Annotated in this window: 12 protein-coding genes; all 12 read right to left on the bottom strand. The window is 66.3% G+C overall.

What is annotated here, in order from left to right; translation table 11 throughout:
* Positions 1 to 4: 4 nt before the first annotated feature.
* A complete protein-coding gene (locus tag HL671_RS07295) occupies positions 5 to 2,899 on the bottom strand; it encodes a flotillin family protein (RefSeq protein WP_172236007.1) in 2,895 nt (964 codons plus the stop codon).
* A 76-nt stretch (positions 2,900 to 2,975) separates the two neighbouring features.
* Positions 2,976 to 3,821: a phosphoenolpyruvate hydrolase family protein gene (locus HL671_RS07290; RefSeq protein ID WP_172236006.1), complete on the bottom strand. Its 846-nt coding sequence runs from the start codon at positions 3,819 to 3,821 to the stop codon at positions 2,976 to 2,978.
* Positions 3,822 to 3,826: 5 nt separating this feature from the next.
* Positions 3,827 to 6,046 (bottom strand): ABC transporter permease, encoded by a 2,220-nt coding sequence (locus HL671_RS07285; protein ID WP_172236005.1) that lies wholly within the window; start codon positions 6,044 to 6,046, stop codon positions 3,827 to 3,829.
* Positions 6,039 to 6,821: an ABC transporter ATP-binding protein gene (locus HL671_RS07280; RefSeq protein WP_172236004.1), complete on the bottom strand. Its 783-nt coding sequence runs from the start codon at positions 6,819 to 6,821 to the stop codon at positions 6,039 to 6,041. Before HL671_RS07280 ends, HL671_RS07285 begins: the two co-directional genes overlap by 8 nt.
* Complete coding sequence (locus HL671_RS07275; RefSeq protein ID WP_172236003.1) at positions 6,814 to 7,899, bottom strand: branched-chain amino acid ABC transporter permease; 1,086 nt, start codon at positions 7,897 to 7,899, stop codon at positions 6,814 to 6,816. The genes HL671_RS07280 and HL671_RS07275 overlap by 8 nt, the downstream gene beginning before the upstream one ends.
* Position 7,900: 1 nt before the next feature.
* Positions 7,901 to 8,911 carry a branched-chain amino acid ABC transporter permease gene (locus tag HL671_RS07270; RefSeq protein ID WP_172236002.1) on the bottom strand — a complete coding sequence of 337 codons (1,011 nt, stop codon included), beginning with the start codon at positions 8,909 to 8,911 and terminating at the stop codon, positions 7,901 to 7,903.
* 199 nt (positions 8,912 to 9,110) lie between these two features.
* Positions 9,111 to 9,935, bottom strand: coding sequence for an AraC family transcriptional regulator (locus HL671_RS07265; RefSeq protein ID WP_172236001.1), 825 nt, complete (start codon positions 9,933 to 9,935; stop codon positions 9,111 to 9,113).
* 122 nt (positions 9,936 to 10,057) lie between these two features.
* Positions 10,058 to 11,308, bottom strand: a complete 1,251-nt coding sequence (locus tag HL671_RS07260) for an ABC transporter substrate-binding protein (protein ID WP_172236000.1) — start codon at positions 11,306 to 11,308, stop codon at positions 10,058 to 10,060.
* Between the two features lie 267 nt (positions 11,309 to 11,575).
* On the bottom strand, positions 11,576 to 12,571 hold the full coding sequence (locus HL671_RS07255) for a LysR family transcriptional regulator (RefSeq protein WP_172235999.1): 996 nt from the start codon (positions 12,569 to 12,571) through the stop codon (positions 11,576 to 11,578).
* 189 nt (positions 12,572 to 12,760) lie between these two features.
* On the bottom strand, positions 12,761 to 13,897 hold the full coding sequence (locus HL671_RS07250; RefSeq protein WP_172235998.1) for a CaiB/BaiF CoA transferase family protein: 1,137 nt from the start codon (positions 13,895 to 13,897) through the stop codon (positions 12,761 to 12,763).
* Positions 13,898 to 13,929: 32 nt separating this feature from the next.
* The gene (locus tag HL671_RS07245; protein ID WP_172236022.1) at positions 13,930 to 15,408 is read right to left on the bottom strand and encodes an aldehyde dehydrogenase; all 1,479 of its coding nucleotides are present in this window, start codon (positions 15,406 to 15,408) and stop codon (positions 13,930 to 13,932) included.
* A 27-nt stretch (positions 15,409 to 15,435) separates the two neighbouring features.
* Positions 15,436 to 16,563, bottom strand: a complete 1,128-nt coding sequence (locus tag HL671_RS07240; RefSeq protein WP_172235997.1) for a zinc-dependent alcohol dehydrogenase family protein — start codon at positions 16,561 to 16,563, stop codon at positions 15,436 to 15,438.
* Between the last annotated feature and the right edge of the window lie 27 nt (positions 16,564 to 16,590).

Below are 16,590 nucleotides of genomic sequence, written 5' to 3'. Positions count from 1 at the left end.
CGCATCAACCCTTCTTGCGCGGACCGCGATCGGACGGCGGCTCGGACGGGCCGCCGCCCTCACCCCCGCCACCCCCGGCATCCTTGCGCGCCGACGCCTCCTTGCGGATGCCCTGCATGTCCCTGGCCTCGCGGATCAGGCCAGGCATCTTGGCGAGGCTGCCGCCCTCCACGCCGATGTCGGACAGGATGGAGTCGATCAGCGGGGCCTGGACGCGGTAGCGTAGCGCCGAGTCGATCACCTCGTCGGTGGCGCTGCGGCCGCCATTGCCATTGCCGCCATGGCCGTTGAGGCCATCGACCTGGAGAATCCGGATGCCCTCGATCTTCTCCATCGGCTTGACGCTCTCGCGCACGATGCCCTCGATGCGGTCGAGCAGCTTGCGGCGGAACAGCGAATAGCGCGCCTGGTCGGTCAGCACGTTCTCCGCCTCGTTGAGCAGCCGCTGCGCCTCGGCCTCGACCGCGGCCCGCACGCGCTCGGCCTCCGCGGCGATCCGGGTTTCCTCAGCCTGCTTCTCGGCGATCAGCACCTCGACGGTCTTGCGCCGGCGGGCGATCTCGCTCTCGCGCGCGGTGATGACTTTCTCCGTCGCCTCGGTGGCGCGGGTGCGTGCCTCCTCGGCCGCGACCTTGGCCGCGGATTCCTCGAGCGACTTCTGGTACAGCGCGATCGCCTTCTCCATCAGCGCGGTCTCGACGTCCTTCTCACGGTTGACCTCGAGCTTGCGCAGTTCGCGCTCCCTGCCGATGCGTGCCTCGTCAAGGCCGCGATCGGAGGCGATACGCGCGCGTTCGACCTCCTCGCGCGCCGCGATCTCCGCCTCCTGCAGCGACTGGACGCGAGCGACCTCGAGTTGCTCGATGGCGCGGCGGCGCTCCAGCCGGACAGCCTCCAGCGCCTGCTCACGGGACACGTCGGCGGTCTCGACCTGCTTGCGCGCGATGATCTCGGCCTCCTTGACCTGCCGGTCGGCATCGATGCGCTCGGCGCGCTTGGCCGCGAGCTCGATCACCCTGACCTCATCGGCGAGCTCGATCGCCTTCTTCTGATCGATGTTCAGCACCTCGCGCGTCCGCGACGAGGCGATGCGCTCGGCCTCCAGCGCCAGCTCGACCTCGATGCGGCGCCGCTCGACCGCCTCGCGCCGCTTCAGATCGGCGGCCTCGACGGCCTCGGTGCGCTCGATCTCCAGGCTGCGCGTCGTCTTCTCCGACTCGATCCGCCTGGCGGCCACCGCAAGCTCCTGGGCAATCCGGGCCGCTTCGATCGCTTCGCGCGAGGCGATGTCGGCCTCCTCGATGGTCCTGATCCGCGCGATCTCCAGCGCACGCACCCGCTCCTCCTGCGCGATGCGGCTGGCTTCGGTGGCCTCGCGCGCAGCGATGCCGGCGATCTCGATGCCCTGATTGCGCTCGATCTCCAGCTTGCGCGTCGCATGCTCGGCGGCGATCCGTTCCGCTGACAACGCCTGCTCGCGGGCGATCCGGGCGGCCTCGACAGCCTGCTGCGCCTCGATCTCCGCTTCCTGAATCGCGCGCACCTGCGCGATCTCGGTCGCGCGGGTTCGTTCATCGGAGCTGATGCGTTCGAGATTGACGATCATCGTCTGCGCGATCCGCGCCTTCTCGGTTGCCTCGCGGGCCGCGATCTCCGCCTGTTCGATCGCGCGGGTGCGCTCGATCTCGCGGCGCCGCGTCTCCTCGTCATTGGCGATGCGGGCATCGGAGACGACGCGATCCTGCTGGATCCTGGCTTTCTCCACCGCTTCGCGCGCGGCGATCTCCGCTTCCTCGATGGTGCGGGTCCGCTCGATGTCGCGCTGGCGCACCTCGCGCTCCGACTCGATGCGCGCGGCGTCGATCGCGCGCTGATTGGCGATCCGGGCCTTCTCGACGTCCTCGCGCGCCAAGAGCTCGCGCTCCTCGACCGCGCGCGTGCGTTCGATCTCGCGCTGCCTTGTGTCGCGCTCAGCGGCGATGCGGGCTTCCGCAATCGTCAGTTCATTGGCGATGCGCGCCTTCTCGATCGTCTCGCGCGCCATGATCTGCGCCTGCTCGGCCTCGGTCTCGCGCAGCGCGCGCTCGCGCGCCACCTCGGTCCGCTGCAGGGCGCGACGCATCTCGATGTCACGCTCCTGGTCCAGCCGCGCCGTCTCGCTCTCGCGCTCGATGTCCAGCGCCTCGCGCTCGGCTTCGAGATTGCGGGTGCGGATCTTGATCATCGAGTCCTGCTCGATGTCGTTGCGTAGCTTCCGCTTGCTCTCGATGTCCTCCATCAGCCGGGTCAGGCCTTCGGCGTCGAACCGGTTCGACGGGTTGAAGAACTCCAGGTCGGTCTGATCCAGATCGGTGATCGCGACGGATTCCAGCTCCAGGCCGTTCTGAGCCAGCGCCTCGGAGGCGGCGGCCTTCACGCGGGACACGTAGTCGCCGCGCTGCTCATGCATCTGCTCCATCGTCATCTCGGCGGCGACCGAGCGCAGCGCCGAGATGAACTTGCCGGAGAGCAGCGCGTGCAGTTTTTCTGGTTCCAGGGTGCGGCGGCCGAGCGTCGCGGCCGCAATCGACACGGCCTCGCGGGTCGGCTGAACACGAACGTAGAAGTCGGCCTCGACGTCGACGCGCATGCGGTCGCGCGTGATGACGGCGTCCTGCTTCGCGCGCGTGATGCCCATCGGCAGCACGTTCATGTTCACGGGGGTGTAGTCGTGAATGAACGGCATCACAAAGGCGCCGCCATTGATCACGACGCGCTCGCCCATGAAGCCGGTGCGGACGAAGGAGACCTCCTTCGAGGAGCGGTGGTACAGCCAGTTGACGATGTAGACGGCGACCACGATGACGATGATCGCAACGATCAGCCACAGGATCAGCTCACCGATCAGAACCCCGGACATCCGTTTTCCTCCCTCAGTCCTCCGTCCGACGCGCGGGACGCGAGGCGCCGCCGCCGTCGGATCACGTGGTGTCGCATCAGACGCGGCGCGGCCGCGAGCTGATCGCCTTGAAATGTCGTACCTGCTCCGTCAGCGCCCGCTCCACCGGCAGCCGTTCCATCGAGGACGCGCCGTAGAAGCCGTGGCAGTTCTTCGTATGTTTCATGATGAAGTCGGCATCGGCGGGCTCGGCGATCGGGCCGCCATGCGCCAGGATCAGGATTTCGGGATTGACGCTGAGCGCGGCAGAGGCCCAGCTGTCGATCAGGCCGGGGCAGTCTTCCAGCTTCGGCGCGGTCTGCGCACCGATCGAGCCACCCGTGGTCAGCCCGAGATGACAGACGATGATGTCGGCACCTGCGATTGCCATGCCCGTCGCCTGCGCCTCGTTGAACACGTAGGGCGTCGTCAGCAGATCCTTGTCATGGGCGCGCCCGATCATGTCGATCTCAAGTGCGTAGGAGATGCCCGTCTCCTCGAGATTGGCCCGGAACGTGCCGTCGATCAGGCCGACGGTCGGAAAGTTCTGTACGCCGGAGAAGCCGAGTGTCTTCAGCTCGTCGAGAAACACGTCCATGTCGCGGAACGGGTCGGTGCCGTTGACGCCGGCGAGCACCGGCGTGCTCTTCACGACCGGCAACACCTCGGCCGCCATCTCGACCACGATCGCATTGGCATCGCCATAGGCCATCAGCCCGGCGAGCGAGCCGCGGCCGGCCATGCGGTAGCGGCCGGAATTGTAGATCACGATCAGATCGATCCCGCCGGCTTCCTCGCATTTGGCCGACAGGCCGGTGCCGGCGCCGCCGCCGATGATCGGCACACCCCGGCGGACCATGTCGCGAAACTTCTTCAGCAGCGGTGCGCGCTCATATCTCGGCATCACCATCACCTCACCTGTCTGCGCCGCGCCGGCAGCCGCCCGAGCATCGGCCTGATGGCGCCGACGATCGTGGCGACGAACTCATGATCGTTGATATGATGCGGCACGCGGATCAGGCGCCGGTTCGAGGTCTGCCGCACGGTCTGCTCCAGGCTGCGGAACAGCGCCTCATCCGCATCGCGGTCGAAGAACGGCTGCCCCTGGGCATCGAGTGCCGAGACGCCTTTCTCAGGCAGGAAGAACCTGACGGGTCCATCCATGCGATTGAGCCGCTCGCCGATCCAGCGCCCCATCTGCGTGTTCTCCGCAGGCGTCGTGCGCATCAAGGTGACCTGTGGATTGTGGACGTGGAACTTGCGGCCGCGGTAGCGCTCGGGGATCGTGTCCGGCGCGCCGAAATTGACCATGTCGAGTGCACCGACCGAGCCGACATAGGGCACGCGGGTGCGAATGATGGCGCCGAGGCGGTCTTCGGTGGCCGGGAACACGCCACCCATCAGGAGGTCGCAGACCTCGGTCGTGGTGAGGTCGATGACGCCGGCGAGCATGCCGGAGCCGACCAGCTTCTCCATCGCGCGGCCGCCGACGCCGGTGGCGTGGAACACGAGGCACTCATATTCGTCGTCCAGCTCGGCCGTGATTCTCTGCACCGCGGGCGTGGTGACGCCGAACATCGTGATACCGATCGCGGGCATCTGAGGCTTGGCGCGGTCGACCGTCGCGGCTTGTTGCTGGCGCGCCATAACCATGCCGGCCAGCGCATGGGCGCCGTTGCTGAGCACGGCACGCGAGATCGAATTCAGCCCCTGCACGTCGGTCACCGAGTACATCATCGCGATATCGGCTGGGCCGACATAGGCGCCGACGTCCCCCGACGCCACCGACGAGATGATCAGCTTGGGCACGCCAACGGCGAGCTCGCGCATCCCTGGTGCGACCAGCGACGTACCGCCAGAGCCGCCGGCCGAGATGATCCCCGCGACGTTATCCTGCCGGCGCAGCCAGCGCGCGAACGCCTCGGCCATCGCGGTGACGGACACGCCGCGATCGTCGCCGAACACGGCGGAGCCGCCACGGGGATGATTGAGCGCGATCTCCTGGGCCGAGACGTCGCAGCTTCCCTGCTTGCCGCTGGTGGAGACATCGACCAGCCGGGTGCGCAGGCCGTGGCCGGCAATGATGTTGCGGATGAAGCGCAGCTCGTCGCCCTTGGTGTCGAGCGTGCCGACCACGATCACGGCCGGCGGACCGGATGTGATCGGCCCGGCGCGCTCCCGGCTCGAACGCGTCGCCTCGGCGAGCCGGGTGACACTGGTCGAGACCGTGCGCGCCTTGGCCTCGATTTGCGCGATCGGCACCGGCTGCGACCACCGCGTCGGCAGCACGGGATTGGAGAGGTAGATCTTGACCGGCCCAGCCTTGGGCGTTGCAGGTGGGACTACGCCGGCAACCGGCTCCCCCCTCACCTGCTCCGTGCCGAGGTCGGTCTCGTCCCCGGCATGCTGGCCGACGCCGAGCAGGCGCTGCTGCAGTTCGCGATCGGCGGCGAGCCGCGCGGAGTCGATGATGCGGTTGATGCGGCCGTTGACCATGATGGCGACGCGCGGCGAGACCGCCGTGGCAACGCCGATATTCTGCTCGATCACGAGCACCGCGATGTCGCTGTCCTGGCCGAGGCGGATCAGCATCTCCTCGACCTGGGTGACGATGACCGGCGCCAACCCCTCGGTCGGCTCGTCCATGATCAGGAGCTGCGGATTGGTCAGCAGCGCGCGCGAGATCGCCAGCATCTGCTGCTCGCCGCCCGACAATTGTCCACCACCATTGTTGCGGCGCTCGGCCAGCCGCGGAAAGGTCTCGTAGACGCGGTCGACGGTCCAGGCGCCACGGCGCAGCCCGGCCGCGAGCCGCAAATGCTCGTCGACGCTGAGCGAGCGCCACAGACGCCGTCCCTGCGGCACGTAGCCGACGCCGAGCCGCGCGATGCGGGCGGGATTGAGCCCGGTGATGTCCTCCCCGCGCAGCCGCACCGATCCGCCGGACGGGCGCAGCAGACCCATGATGGCCTTGCACAGCGTCGTCTTGCCCATGCCGTTGCGGCCGACCAGCGAGAACACGCCGCTTTCCAAGCGGAGGTCGACGCCCTGCAGCGCATGCGAATGGCCGTAGTAGACATCGAGTCCCCGGACGTCGAGTGCGGGAACGGAGCGGCTGCGATCATTCATGGCCGCCTCCGAGATACAGCTCCTGCACCTCCGGATCGGATTCGATCTCGTGCGGCGCGCCCTCCTTGAAGATGCGGCCATTGTGCATCATCGTCACGCTCTCGACGACGCGCAGCGCCACGTCCATGTCGTGCTCGATGATGATGTAGCCGATATGCGCCGGCAGCGCGGTCAGGATCTCCACCAGTTCGCGCCGCTCGGTCGGCGACAGGCCCGCGGCCGGCTCGTCGAACAGGATGAAGCGCGGCGCCCCGGCCAGCGCCAGCGCGATTTCGAGCTGCCGTTGCTGGCCATGGGCGAGCTCGGAGACGAGCTGCTCGCGAACCGACGTGAGATGCACGGCTTCGATCAGCCGCTCGGTCGCCTGCATCAGCGCATCATTGGCGCGGGGGCGCAGCATCGAGAAGCGCGCACGCGACACGCCGCGGCAGGCGAGATAGACGTTGTCCCGCACCGACAGGCCGAGGAACAGCGCGGAGATCTGGTAGGTCCGGCGCAGCCCGCGGCGGATCCGCTCATGGGGCGGAAAGGCCGTGATGTCCTCGCCGAAGAAGCGGATCGTGCCCGAGGTCGGCAGGAAATCGCCGGTGACGCAGTTGAACAGCGTCGTCTTGCCGGCGCCGTTCGAGCCCAGCACCGCGCGCCGCTCGCCTGGCCGAACCGTGATGGTGATATCGGTCAACGCCGCCAGCGCGCCGAACATGCGAGTGACGCCGCGCAGTTCGAGTGCCGCCGTCGAGCCGAGCGCCGAGAGCCGGTCCGCCACTCTATCCATGGCCGTGACCTCCCGGCCGTGTGTCCCTGTGCTGGCCGCGCCTGCGCCAGCGCTCATAAAGACCGATCACGCCGTCCGACGACCAGAATACGATCGCGAGGAAGCCGAGGCCGATCAAGAGCCGGAAGCGGTTGCCGTCAAGCCCGACCTTGACCAGGAAATCGAGCGCAAAGGTGCGCAGCATGACGAAGATGAAGGCGCCGATATAGGCGCCGACCGGCCGGGTGACGCCGCCGACCACGGCAACGATCAGAATGTCGATGCAACGCTCGACGGCGACAGAGCCTGGCGAGATCTGCCGGTAATTCCAGACCTGGAGCACGCCGCCGAGGCCGGCGATCAGGGCGGCGAAAGCATAGGCCGCGATGCGATGCGCATTGACGTTGAAGCCGAGCGCGGCCATGCGCCTGGGATTGTCGCGGACGCCCTGCAGCGCCAGGCCGAACGGTGCGCGGGACAGATAGAGCACGACGCCATAGCAGGCGACCGCGACCGCCAGCGTCAAATAATAGAAGGCGATGTCGGAGCGCCAGTCGATGCCGAGAAAATGCGGCGTCGCGATCGTGTTGATGCCGGTATGGCCGTTGAAGATGGCCCAGTTCTGGTTGGTGAAATAGTAGAACGCCGCGCCGATCGCGAGCGTGATCATGATGGTGTAGATGCCCTCGGTCCGTACCGCCAGCGCGCCGCCGAGCGTGCCGAACAGCACCGCGAGGACCAGCGCCGTCGGCGTCGCCAGCCACCATGGCCAACCCAGGCTGATATTGGCGTTGCCGCTGACACCGAACACGGCAACCATGTAGCCGGCAAAGCCGGCGATCGTGAGCTGCATCAGGCTGACCATGCCGCCATAGCCGGCGAGGAACATCAGGCTCAGCGCGATGGTGCCGAGGATCAGCGTCGTGCCAAAGATCTCGATCAGGAAGAAGCCATTGGCGATGAGCGGCATGATCAGTAGCAGCGCCGCTACGGCCCAGGCCCACGGCTGCTCGGTGACCGACCACGCGGCCGGCTGCGGCGCGGTGCCCGGTTGCGCCAGCATGCCCTCTCTCGCCCGCGCCTCCTGGATCAGCGACATCTCAGCGCCTCGCCAACAGGCCCTGGGGCCGCAGCGCCAGCACCAGCACCATGATCAGGAAGGTGACGACGATCGCGTAGGTCGGGATGTAGACCGACCCCAATTGCTCGGCGAGCCCGATGATCAGCGCGCCGAGCGCGGCACCGGGAATCGACCCCATGCCGCCGACGATGACGACGACGAGCGACGCCAGCAGGAAGCGCGTATCTTCCCCCGGCGAGATCGATTGGAAGGTTCCGCCCACCACCCCGGCGATGCCAGCGAGCCCCGCGCCGAGCGCGAACACCAGGACGAAAACGAGCTGGATGTGCACACCGGTCGCGGCAAGGATCTCGCGGTCGTCGACACCGGCGCGCACGATCATGCCGACCCGCGTGCGGTTCAGCGCCAGCCACATCAGGACACCGATCACCACCGAGCCGCAGAAGATCACCAGGCGCACCAGCGGATATTGCAGGAACACCGCCTCGCCCGATGACTTCATGGCCGTCATCAGCGGCAGCTGGACCGGTCCGATCAGCCATGCCGGCGTCTGGATCTGGTAGAAGTCGCCGCCGAACGCCCACAGCATCAGATCGGCGAACACGATCGACAGCCCGATGGTCACCATGGTCTGGCGCAGGTCCTGGCCCTCCATGCGGCGGAACACCAGGAACTGAAGCAGAATTCCGATCGCGGCGACCACGACGAAGGCGACGACGAAGGCGAGGATCCATGAGCCGGTCGCAGCCGAGATGCCATAGCCGACATATCCGCCGAACAGATAGAGCGAGCCGTGCGCGAGATTGACGTTGCGCATCAGGCCGAAGATCAGGGTGAAGCCGCTCGCCACGAGAAAGTACAGTCCACCCAGCGTGATCCCGTTGAACACCGCGCTGAGAAACACCTTCTTCCGGCCGATCGCATCCTCCAGCCCGGGCGGCCAGACGGCGAAGATCAACCAGGCGAGAAGCGCGATGGCCAGAAGAATGACCAGCGACCAGATCGGCTGGCGCTCGATGAAGCGGCTCATCGGTCCTCCCTCACGCGCAGGCGGACCGGTCCGTCAGCGGCGCGGCAAGGCGCGTTCAGCCGGAGATCGCCGGGTGTACCGGCCATCGCTCGTCCTCCCTCGTCGGATCCTTTGGCGGATCACGTTGCTCGCAGTGTAGCGGGGGACCAGCGTCGGTATTTGATCGACAGTCTCTTTTCGCGCGATGCGCAGCAGCACGTCAGGCGCGCAGCACTTTTGCAGCGCGGCGATAGTCGGTCGGCGCCATGCCGACATTGCCGGCGAAGAAGCGCGTGAAGCCGCTCTGCGAGGAAAAGCCGAGATCGAAGCCGATGTCGGCGATCGGCGACTCCGTCGCCACAAGCGCATCCAACGCCCGCTCCATCAACAGCGTGTTGAGATAGAGGTTCGGGGTCACGCCGGTCTGGCTACGGAACAGACGATAGAAATGCGGCCGCGACAGTCCGGACTCGCGCGCGATGTTATCGAGCTCGATCTCCGCGCAGGGGCTGTCGGACATCAGCTTGATGCATTTGCGAACACGGAAATCAGTCACCTCGGCGCAGCGCCGCTCCGGCATGAGTTCGGCGACGCGCCAGCTTTCCTCATAACAACTGTCGATCAGCTGTCGCAGCTCGCCGTCGAGACAGCCGAGCGATGGCGCGCCACATACCAACGCTGCGGTGCGGCGGATGCAGCGGTCCAGCGCCGCCGTGCGCCTAAAACAGGTTCGGCCGAAGCGGAGGCCCTGCTCGCGGGCGGCCGAGGGCGCAAACCAGTCGGCGTTGACATAGAGCACAAAGAAGATCGCGCCATTGTCGACGTCGTTAGGCAGGAAATTATGCGGTTCCCAGGGGTTGACCGCGACGATCCAATCTTCACCGATCTGATAGCGCTGCTCGCAGACATCGATGTCGGCCGGCGTGCCGCCAACGTGGAAGATCAGATGCCCTTCACGATGGGCATGCACATTGAACGGCCGATTGAGCTGATAAACCGTTGCGCGACCAAAGCGAGCATGAAAGACGGCGAGAGCCCTACTCATCACTCCCCCACTGACAATGGTTTCTTGCTTATCGCTCAGCGTCGATCATTGCTCCGTCAAAAGCAAGCGACGCGACGACGCGGCCCGAGCAAGCTCGAGCCGCGCCGCTTCGGCCGGAAAGGTCAATATTTCTTACATTCAGGAACAGTCCGGCTGGGCAGCCCGATCTTGGCGAAGGTCGCGGGATCATAGCCCAGCGTCTGGTTGACGTCGGGAATCACCTTCACGACCTTGCTGAACAGCGCGCCCTTGCCGTCGTCGACGACCTCGGTCACGAAGTTGGTGCCGATCGCCTGGCGATTGGAGTCGAGCTTGATCTTCCCGTTCGGCGCGTCGATCTCGATCTTCGCGAGCGCCTCTTTCAGCTTGGCCTGGTTGTTCGACAGATCGCCATTTACCTCCCGCAGCGCCAGGATCAGCGCCATGGTCGATCCGTAGTAGTTGGTCGCAAGCAGGGACGGACTCGGGAAACGCTTCTCCGGCGGGAATGAACCCTGATAGGCCTTGACGAATTTCTGCCAGCGAGCGTCTTCCCAGGTGTCGGCCTGGCCCGACGCCGCGATGGTCCCGATCAGCGCGTTCTTGGCATTGCCCTTCGACGACAGGATGGTCTGATCGATCATGATCGAGCCGCCCATCAGGTGCGCCTTGCCACCGGCCTGCTGATACTGATTGAGGAAGTTGACCGCATCGGCGCCGCCGAGGCCGAGATAGATTGCGTCGACATCGTCGGGAAGCGCCGCGATGACGGAGGCGAAATCCTTGGTGCCGAGCGGCACCCATTGCCGGCTCGTGATCTTGCCGCCGAGGCCGCAGAACTCCAGCGCCAGCCCGAACACCTGGGTATAGATGAAGGAGTAATCCTCGCCGACGGTCGCGATCTTGCGGTAGCCCTTGGTCTCATAGGCGTATTTGCCGAGACCGACCTGCCACTGGGCACCGTCCATGTTGTAGCGGAAGAAGTTCGGCGCCGGATCGACATAGGTCGTCTCCTGTGCACCTGACGCGGCATTGACGAAGGTCAGCTCCGGGTGCGTCTTGGCGAAATTCTTGACCGCGATACCTTCGTCGCCGGACAGCGGCGACAGCAGGATCTGCACCTTGTCCTGCTCGATCAGCTTGCGCACCGCACGGACGGCGGAGTCCGGCGTGGCATCCGTCGAAGCCACCACGAATTCGAGCTCCTTGTCGCCGATCTTCTTGCCGAGCACGTTGACGGCGGTGACGTGACCGCGCATCCCGTCCTCGCCGAGCACGGTGTAGGTCCCCTCAAGGGTGGCGGTGACCCCGACCCTGATCTTCTCCTGGGCAGAGGCCGTGCCTGACAGCAGCAATGCCGTGAGCGCAGCGAACCCCACACTTCGCATGACCATCGAACTCCTCCCTTTGCAAATCGCCGAAGCACTTGGAACGTGCCGGCCAGTCGTTGCTGGCCTCGTCGTGGACTTCGCCGGCACATGCTCGACATGCCGGCGACCCACGATCTGCGGGGAACGCTATCCGATGGGGCGAGAGAGGCGTGCGTGGTCCTCCTCGTCATCTTGACGGGGAGTCTCATTTTCCATGGTGCGACGCAATCGATGCGACGGAAGCTGACGCTCCACCGCGCGTCGAGGACGCGAAGCTTCAAGATCGGAGGTTCAAGACCGCTTCTTCGCGGTCGGACGGCAGGCCGTGCCGTCCGCAGCCGACGCATCCGCCGCGGCGCGCGCACCGTTCCACTTTCCTTTCACGACGAGGTTGAGCAGCGTCGTGCGACACAGCGCATGGACGCTCGACACGGCATGGCTGAGCGGCCGGTCCACCGGATGGGCCAGATGAACGGACCGTTTGATTTCGGGCTGGGTGATCGGCCAGGCCAGAAGCCGTTCGCTCTGCACGTCACGCGCTATCGAATTATAGGGCAGAACCGAATAGCCGATGCCCTCCTCGACCAGCCCCTTGATGTTGGCGTAGGAGTCGACCTCGATCACGGGATCGAGCGACAGGCCGCGCGCGGAGGCCTCGCGCTCGAGCAGCATGCGCAGGCCGTGGTCGGCGCTCGGCAGGATCAGCGGCAGCTGCGTCACCTTGGCGTAGGCCACGGCGCCCGAGGCCGGCGGCTTGACGCCGGCCGGCGGCTTCATGGGTCCGAGCAGCCACAGTTCCTCGCTAATCACCTCCGTTGAGTTCAGCGCATTGTCGCTGACCGGCATATAGAGCACGGCGAGATCGATGCGTCCCTCCCGGATCCATTCGGTGACGAAGCCGCTCATCGCCTCCGCAATGCACAGCTTGATTTTCGGAAAGCGCTTGCGCACCTCGAGGATCAGCGGCACCGACAGGATCTGGCTGATGGTGCCGGGCAGCCCGAGCCGCACCTCGCCGGACGGCTCGGCCTCCTGCCCCTTGATCTCGTGACGCGCGATCGACAGCTGGTCGATGACGATGCGCGCGTGACGGATCAGGATCTCACCGGCCTCGGTCGCCACCACGCCCTGGGGACTGCGAAATAACAGCGCCGAGCCCAGCTCGGCCTCCATGTTGCGCACATGCAGGCTGAGCGCGGGCTGGGCCACGTTGAGGGTCTCGGCTGCCTTGGAAAAGGACCCCTGCTCGACGATCGCAATGAAATAGCGAAGCTGCCGCAGATCCATTTCCGCCCCAACATTCTTATATGCAGGCCATATCTTTTCTGTATGGCAAACGCGCAGCCGATCGACGAGCGCTATAGATCAACGGCATCATGAGGCTGTCAAGCACAGGGGCTGCGCACGCTCGGCGCGGCAGCCATACCGCTTTGCCGTCAAGCTGGCCGCTCCCCCCGGCCACCCGAGGGGTCCGCGTCACTCCTGCGGCTTGGGCGCGAATTCGCGGCGCAGCCGCTCGCCATGCGCCCCGAGCGCCGGGATCGGCCCGAACGCGGGCACTTGACCATCGACCACCGCCCCCGGGGCCATCATCACGACCGGCCCTGTCGGCGTGTCGATCTCGATGTAGCGGTTCTGCGGATGCTCGGCGAAATCGGCCAGGGTCGAGACGCGCCCGAAAGCGAGCCGTGCGGCGCTGAGCAGCTCGATCGCGCGATCGAGGTCCATGCTGAGCAGGATCGGCCCGATCTCGGCATCGAGGGCCGCGCGGTTCTTGACCCGCTCGCCATTGTTGACGAAGCGCGGGTCGCTGGCGAGGCCGGGGCGCTTCAGTACGTCGCGACAGAGAATGACCCATTCCCGCTCATTTTGGATGGCGATCAGGATCGAACGGCCACCGCCACAGGCGTAGCTGCCATAGGGCGCGATCGTCGGATGATGCAACCCGACCCGGCCGATCGGCACGCCGCCATAGGCATATTGCAGATACGGCACGTTCATCCAGTCGGCCATGGCATGGAAGAGCGAGACCGCGATGTGCCGCCCTCTCCCGGTGCGCTCGCGCGCATAGAGCGCCTGGAAGATCGCCTGCGTCGCGGTCATGCCGGCGTTGATGTCGCAGACCGAGACTCCGACCCGCGCCGCGCCATATTCGTTGCCGGTGATGTTGGCGAGGCCGCACTCGCCTTGCACCAGGAGATCATAGGCCTTGGCGTCGCGCAGCGGCCCCTCGTCGCCATAGCCGGAGATGGCGCAAGTGATCAGCCGCTCGTGCCGGGCCCGCAACGCCTGCATCGAGAAGCCGAGCCGGTCGATGGCGCCCGGCGCGAGGTTCTGGATGAACACGTCAGCCTGCGCCAGCATCGCTGCCAGCACCGCCTTGTCGGCGTCATCCGCGAGGTTGAGGCAGATCGATTCCTTGCCGCGATTGAGCCAGACGAAATAGGCGCTCTCGCCATGAACGAAATGATCGTACTCCCGGGAGAAGTCGCCCTCGGGGCGCTCGATCTTGATGACGCGCGCGCCCGCATCGGCCAGCTTGCAGGAGGCATAGGCCGCCGCGACCGCCTGCTCGATCGAAACAACCAGAAGTCCCTCGAAATCGGCAGCCATGGGTCCTCATCGCTTCCGGCAGCGGCACGCGCTTACCGCATCACGAACGGGTTCGGCACGTCCTTGCCATAAGACATCCAGACGCATTTCGTTTCCAGATATTCCATGATCGCGTCCTGACCGCTTTCCCGTCCGATCCCCGACGCCTTGAAGCCGCCGAACGGCGCCATGTAGCTGACGGCACGATAGGTGTTGGTCCAGACCGTGCCGGCGCGCAGCCGCCGGGCGGCGGTGAAGGCCCGGCGCTGGTCGTTGGTCCAGACGCCGGCGGCAAGGCCGTAGGCGGTGTCGTTGGCAACAGCATAGGCCTCGTCATCCTCGCGGAACTTGATGACCGACAGCACCGGCCCGAACACCTCCTCTTGCGCGATCCGCATCGCATTGTTGACGCCGGCGAACACGGTCGGCTCGACGAACCAGCCCTGGCCGCATTCCGGACGGTCCGCCGGCTTGCCGCCCATCACACATTCGGCGCCCTCTTCGCGCGCCATCGCGATGCAGGATAGCACGCGCTGATATTGCGGCTTCGTGGTCACCGGCCCGACTTGCGTGTCCATGTTCATCGGATCGCCCATACGCGCCGTCCGCGCCAACGCGACGAACTTGTCCAGGAACGCATCGTGGATGCTCTCATGCACCAGCAGGCGCGAGCCTGCGATGCAGGTCTGCCCTGTGGCAGCGAAGATGCCGGACACCACGCCCTTGACCGCATTATCGAGATCCGCGTCGGGGAATACGAGTTGCGCCGATTTACCGCCAAGCTCCAGCGTGGTCCGCTTGAAGGTCTGGGCGGCGTTGCGCAACACGTGGCGGCCGGAATTCTCTCCGCCGGTAAAGGCGATCTTGTCGACGCCCTTGTGGCTGGTCAGCGGCTCGCCGACGTCAGCCCCGAACCCGGTGACGACGTTGAGCACGCCGGGCGGAAAGCCGGCTTCCTCCACCAGCCGCATCAGCTCGATCGTCGACGCCGAGGTAAATTCGGACGGCTTGATCACGATGGTGCAGCCGGCTGCCAAGGCCGGCGCGAGCTTCCAGGTCGCGAGCAGCAGCGGCGAATTCCACGGCGTGATCGCGGCGACCACGCCGACCGGCTCGTGGCGCGTGTAGGTGAACATGTCGGGCTTGTCGATCGGGACCACCGCGCCCTCGACCTTGTCGGCGAGCCCGCCGAAATAGTGGAACCATTGCGGGATGTAGCCGACCTGGCCGCGCATCTCCGCATAGAGCTTGCCGTTGTCCTGCACCTCGATGCGGGCCAGATGGTCGGCATCGCGCGCGATGAGATCACCGAACCGGCGCAGCAATTGCCCGCGCTGCGACGGATGCATGTTGGCCCACTCACCCTGCTCCAGCGCCTGCCGCGCCGCCGCGACGGCGGCATCGACATCACGGGCATCGCATCTCGGGATCAAGGCCCAGGGCTGGGCGAGGAATGGATCGAAGCTTTCGAAATAGTCGCCGGAGGCCGGCTGCCGCCATTGGCCGCCGATGAAACATTGATAGCGCCGCATCGGCTCGATCCTGCTCATGCAAACCTCTCAGTTGAATTCGACGACCTGGCGGATCGCACTGCCGTCGGCGAGGCGATCGAAGCCGGCATTGATGTCGTCCAGCCGGATGCGGTGCGTCAGCAGCCTGTCCACCGGCAACCGGCCGCGATGATAGAGGCCCAGGAAGCGCGGAATGTCGCGCGACGGCACGCCGGAGCCGAGATAGCTGCCTTTCAGCGTGCGCTCCTCCGCAACCAAGGACACCGCCGGCAGCGACAGCACCGCCTTGGGATTTGGAAGGCCGGCCGTCACCGTGGTGCCGCCCCGCCGCGTGATGGCGTAGCCCATCTCCAGCGCCTTGACGGAGCCTGCGAATTCCAGCGCCGCATCGACGCCGCCCTTGGTCGCCTCCTTGACCTTCGCGACGAGGTCCGGATCAGAACCGTTGAAGGCGTGGGTGGCGCCGAGCTCGCGTGCCAGCGCGAGCTTCGGCTCGAACATGTCGATCGCGACCACGGTCTCGGCACCGATCGCGATCGCGCCCATGACCGCGGCCAGCCCGACGCCGCCGAGTCCGATGATCGCAGCCTTGCCTCCGGGACCGACATCGCCGCCGTTGAAGACGGCGCCGGTGCCGGTCAGCACGGCGCAGCCCATCAGCGCGGCAATGTGCAGCGGCACCTCCTTCTGCACCTTCACCAGCGAGCGCCGCGACATCGTGGCGTATTCGGCGAAGCACGACACGCCGCAATGATGGTGCACCCTCGCCTCGCCGCGATGCAGACGAAAGCCGCCGCTGAGCAGATCGCCCTTGCCATTGTGCTCGGCGCCCGGCTCGCACAGCGCCGGCCGCCCTTGCGCACATGGCGCGCAATGCCCGCAGCTCGGCACGAACACGCAAACGACGTGATCGCCGCGCACGAGATCATCGACGCCGGCACCGACCTCCTCGACCACGCCCGAGGCTTCGTGACCCAGCACCATCGGCAAGGGACGCGGCCGGTCGCCATTGATCACCGAGAGATCGGAATGGCACAGGCCGGCGGCGGCGATGCGCACCAGCACCTCGCCCGGACCGGGGCCGTCGAGCTCGACGTCAAGGATCTTCAGCGGACGCGAGGCGGCATAGGGTCCGGCGCGGCCCATGTCCTCGAGAACGGCGGCCTTGATCTTCATGCGGTCATTCCTTCGAAAACGTCGGCG

Origin of the sequence: Bradyrhizobium denitrificans (assembly GCF_013179005.1) — a bacterium.
Classification (GTDB): Bacteria; Pseudomonadota; Alphaproteobacteria; order Rhizobiales; family Xanthobacteraceae; genus Bradyrhizobium; species Bradyrhizobium denitrificans.
Note: the sequence above shows the minus strand (reverse complement) of the source record. Positions and strands in the feature narration are given on the sequence as shown.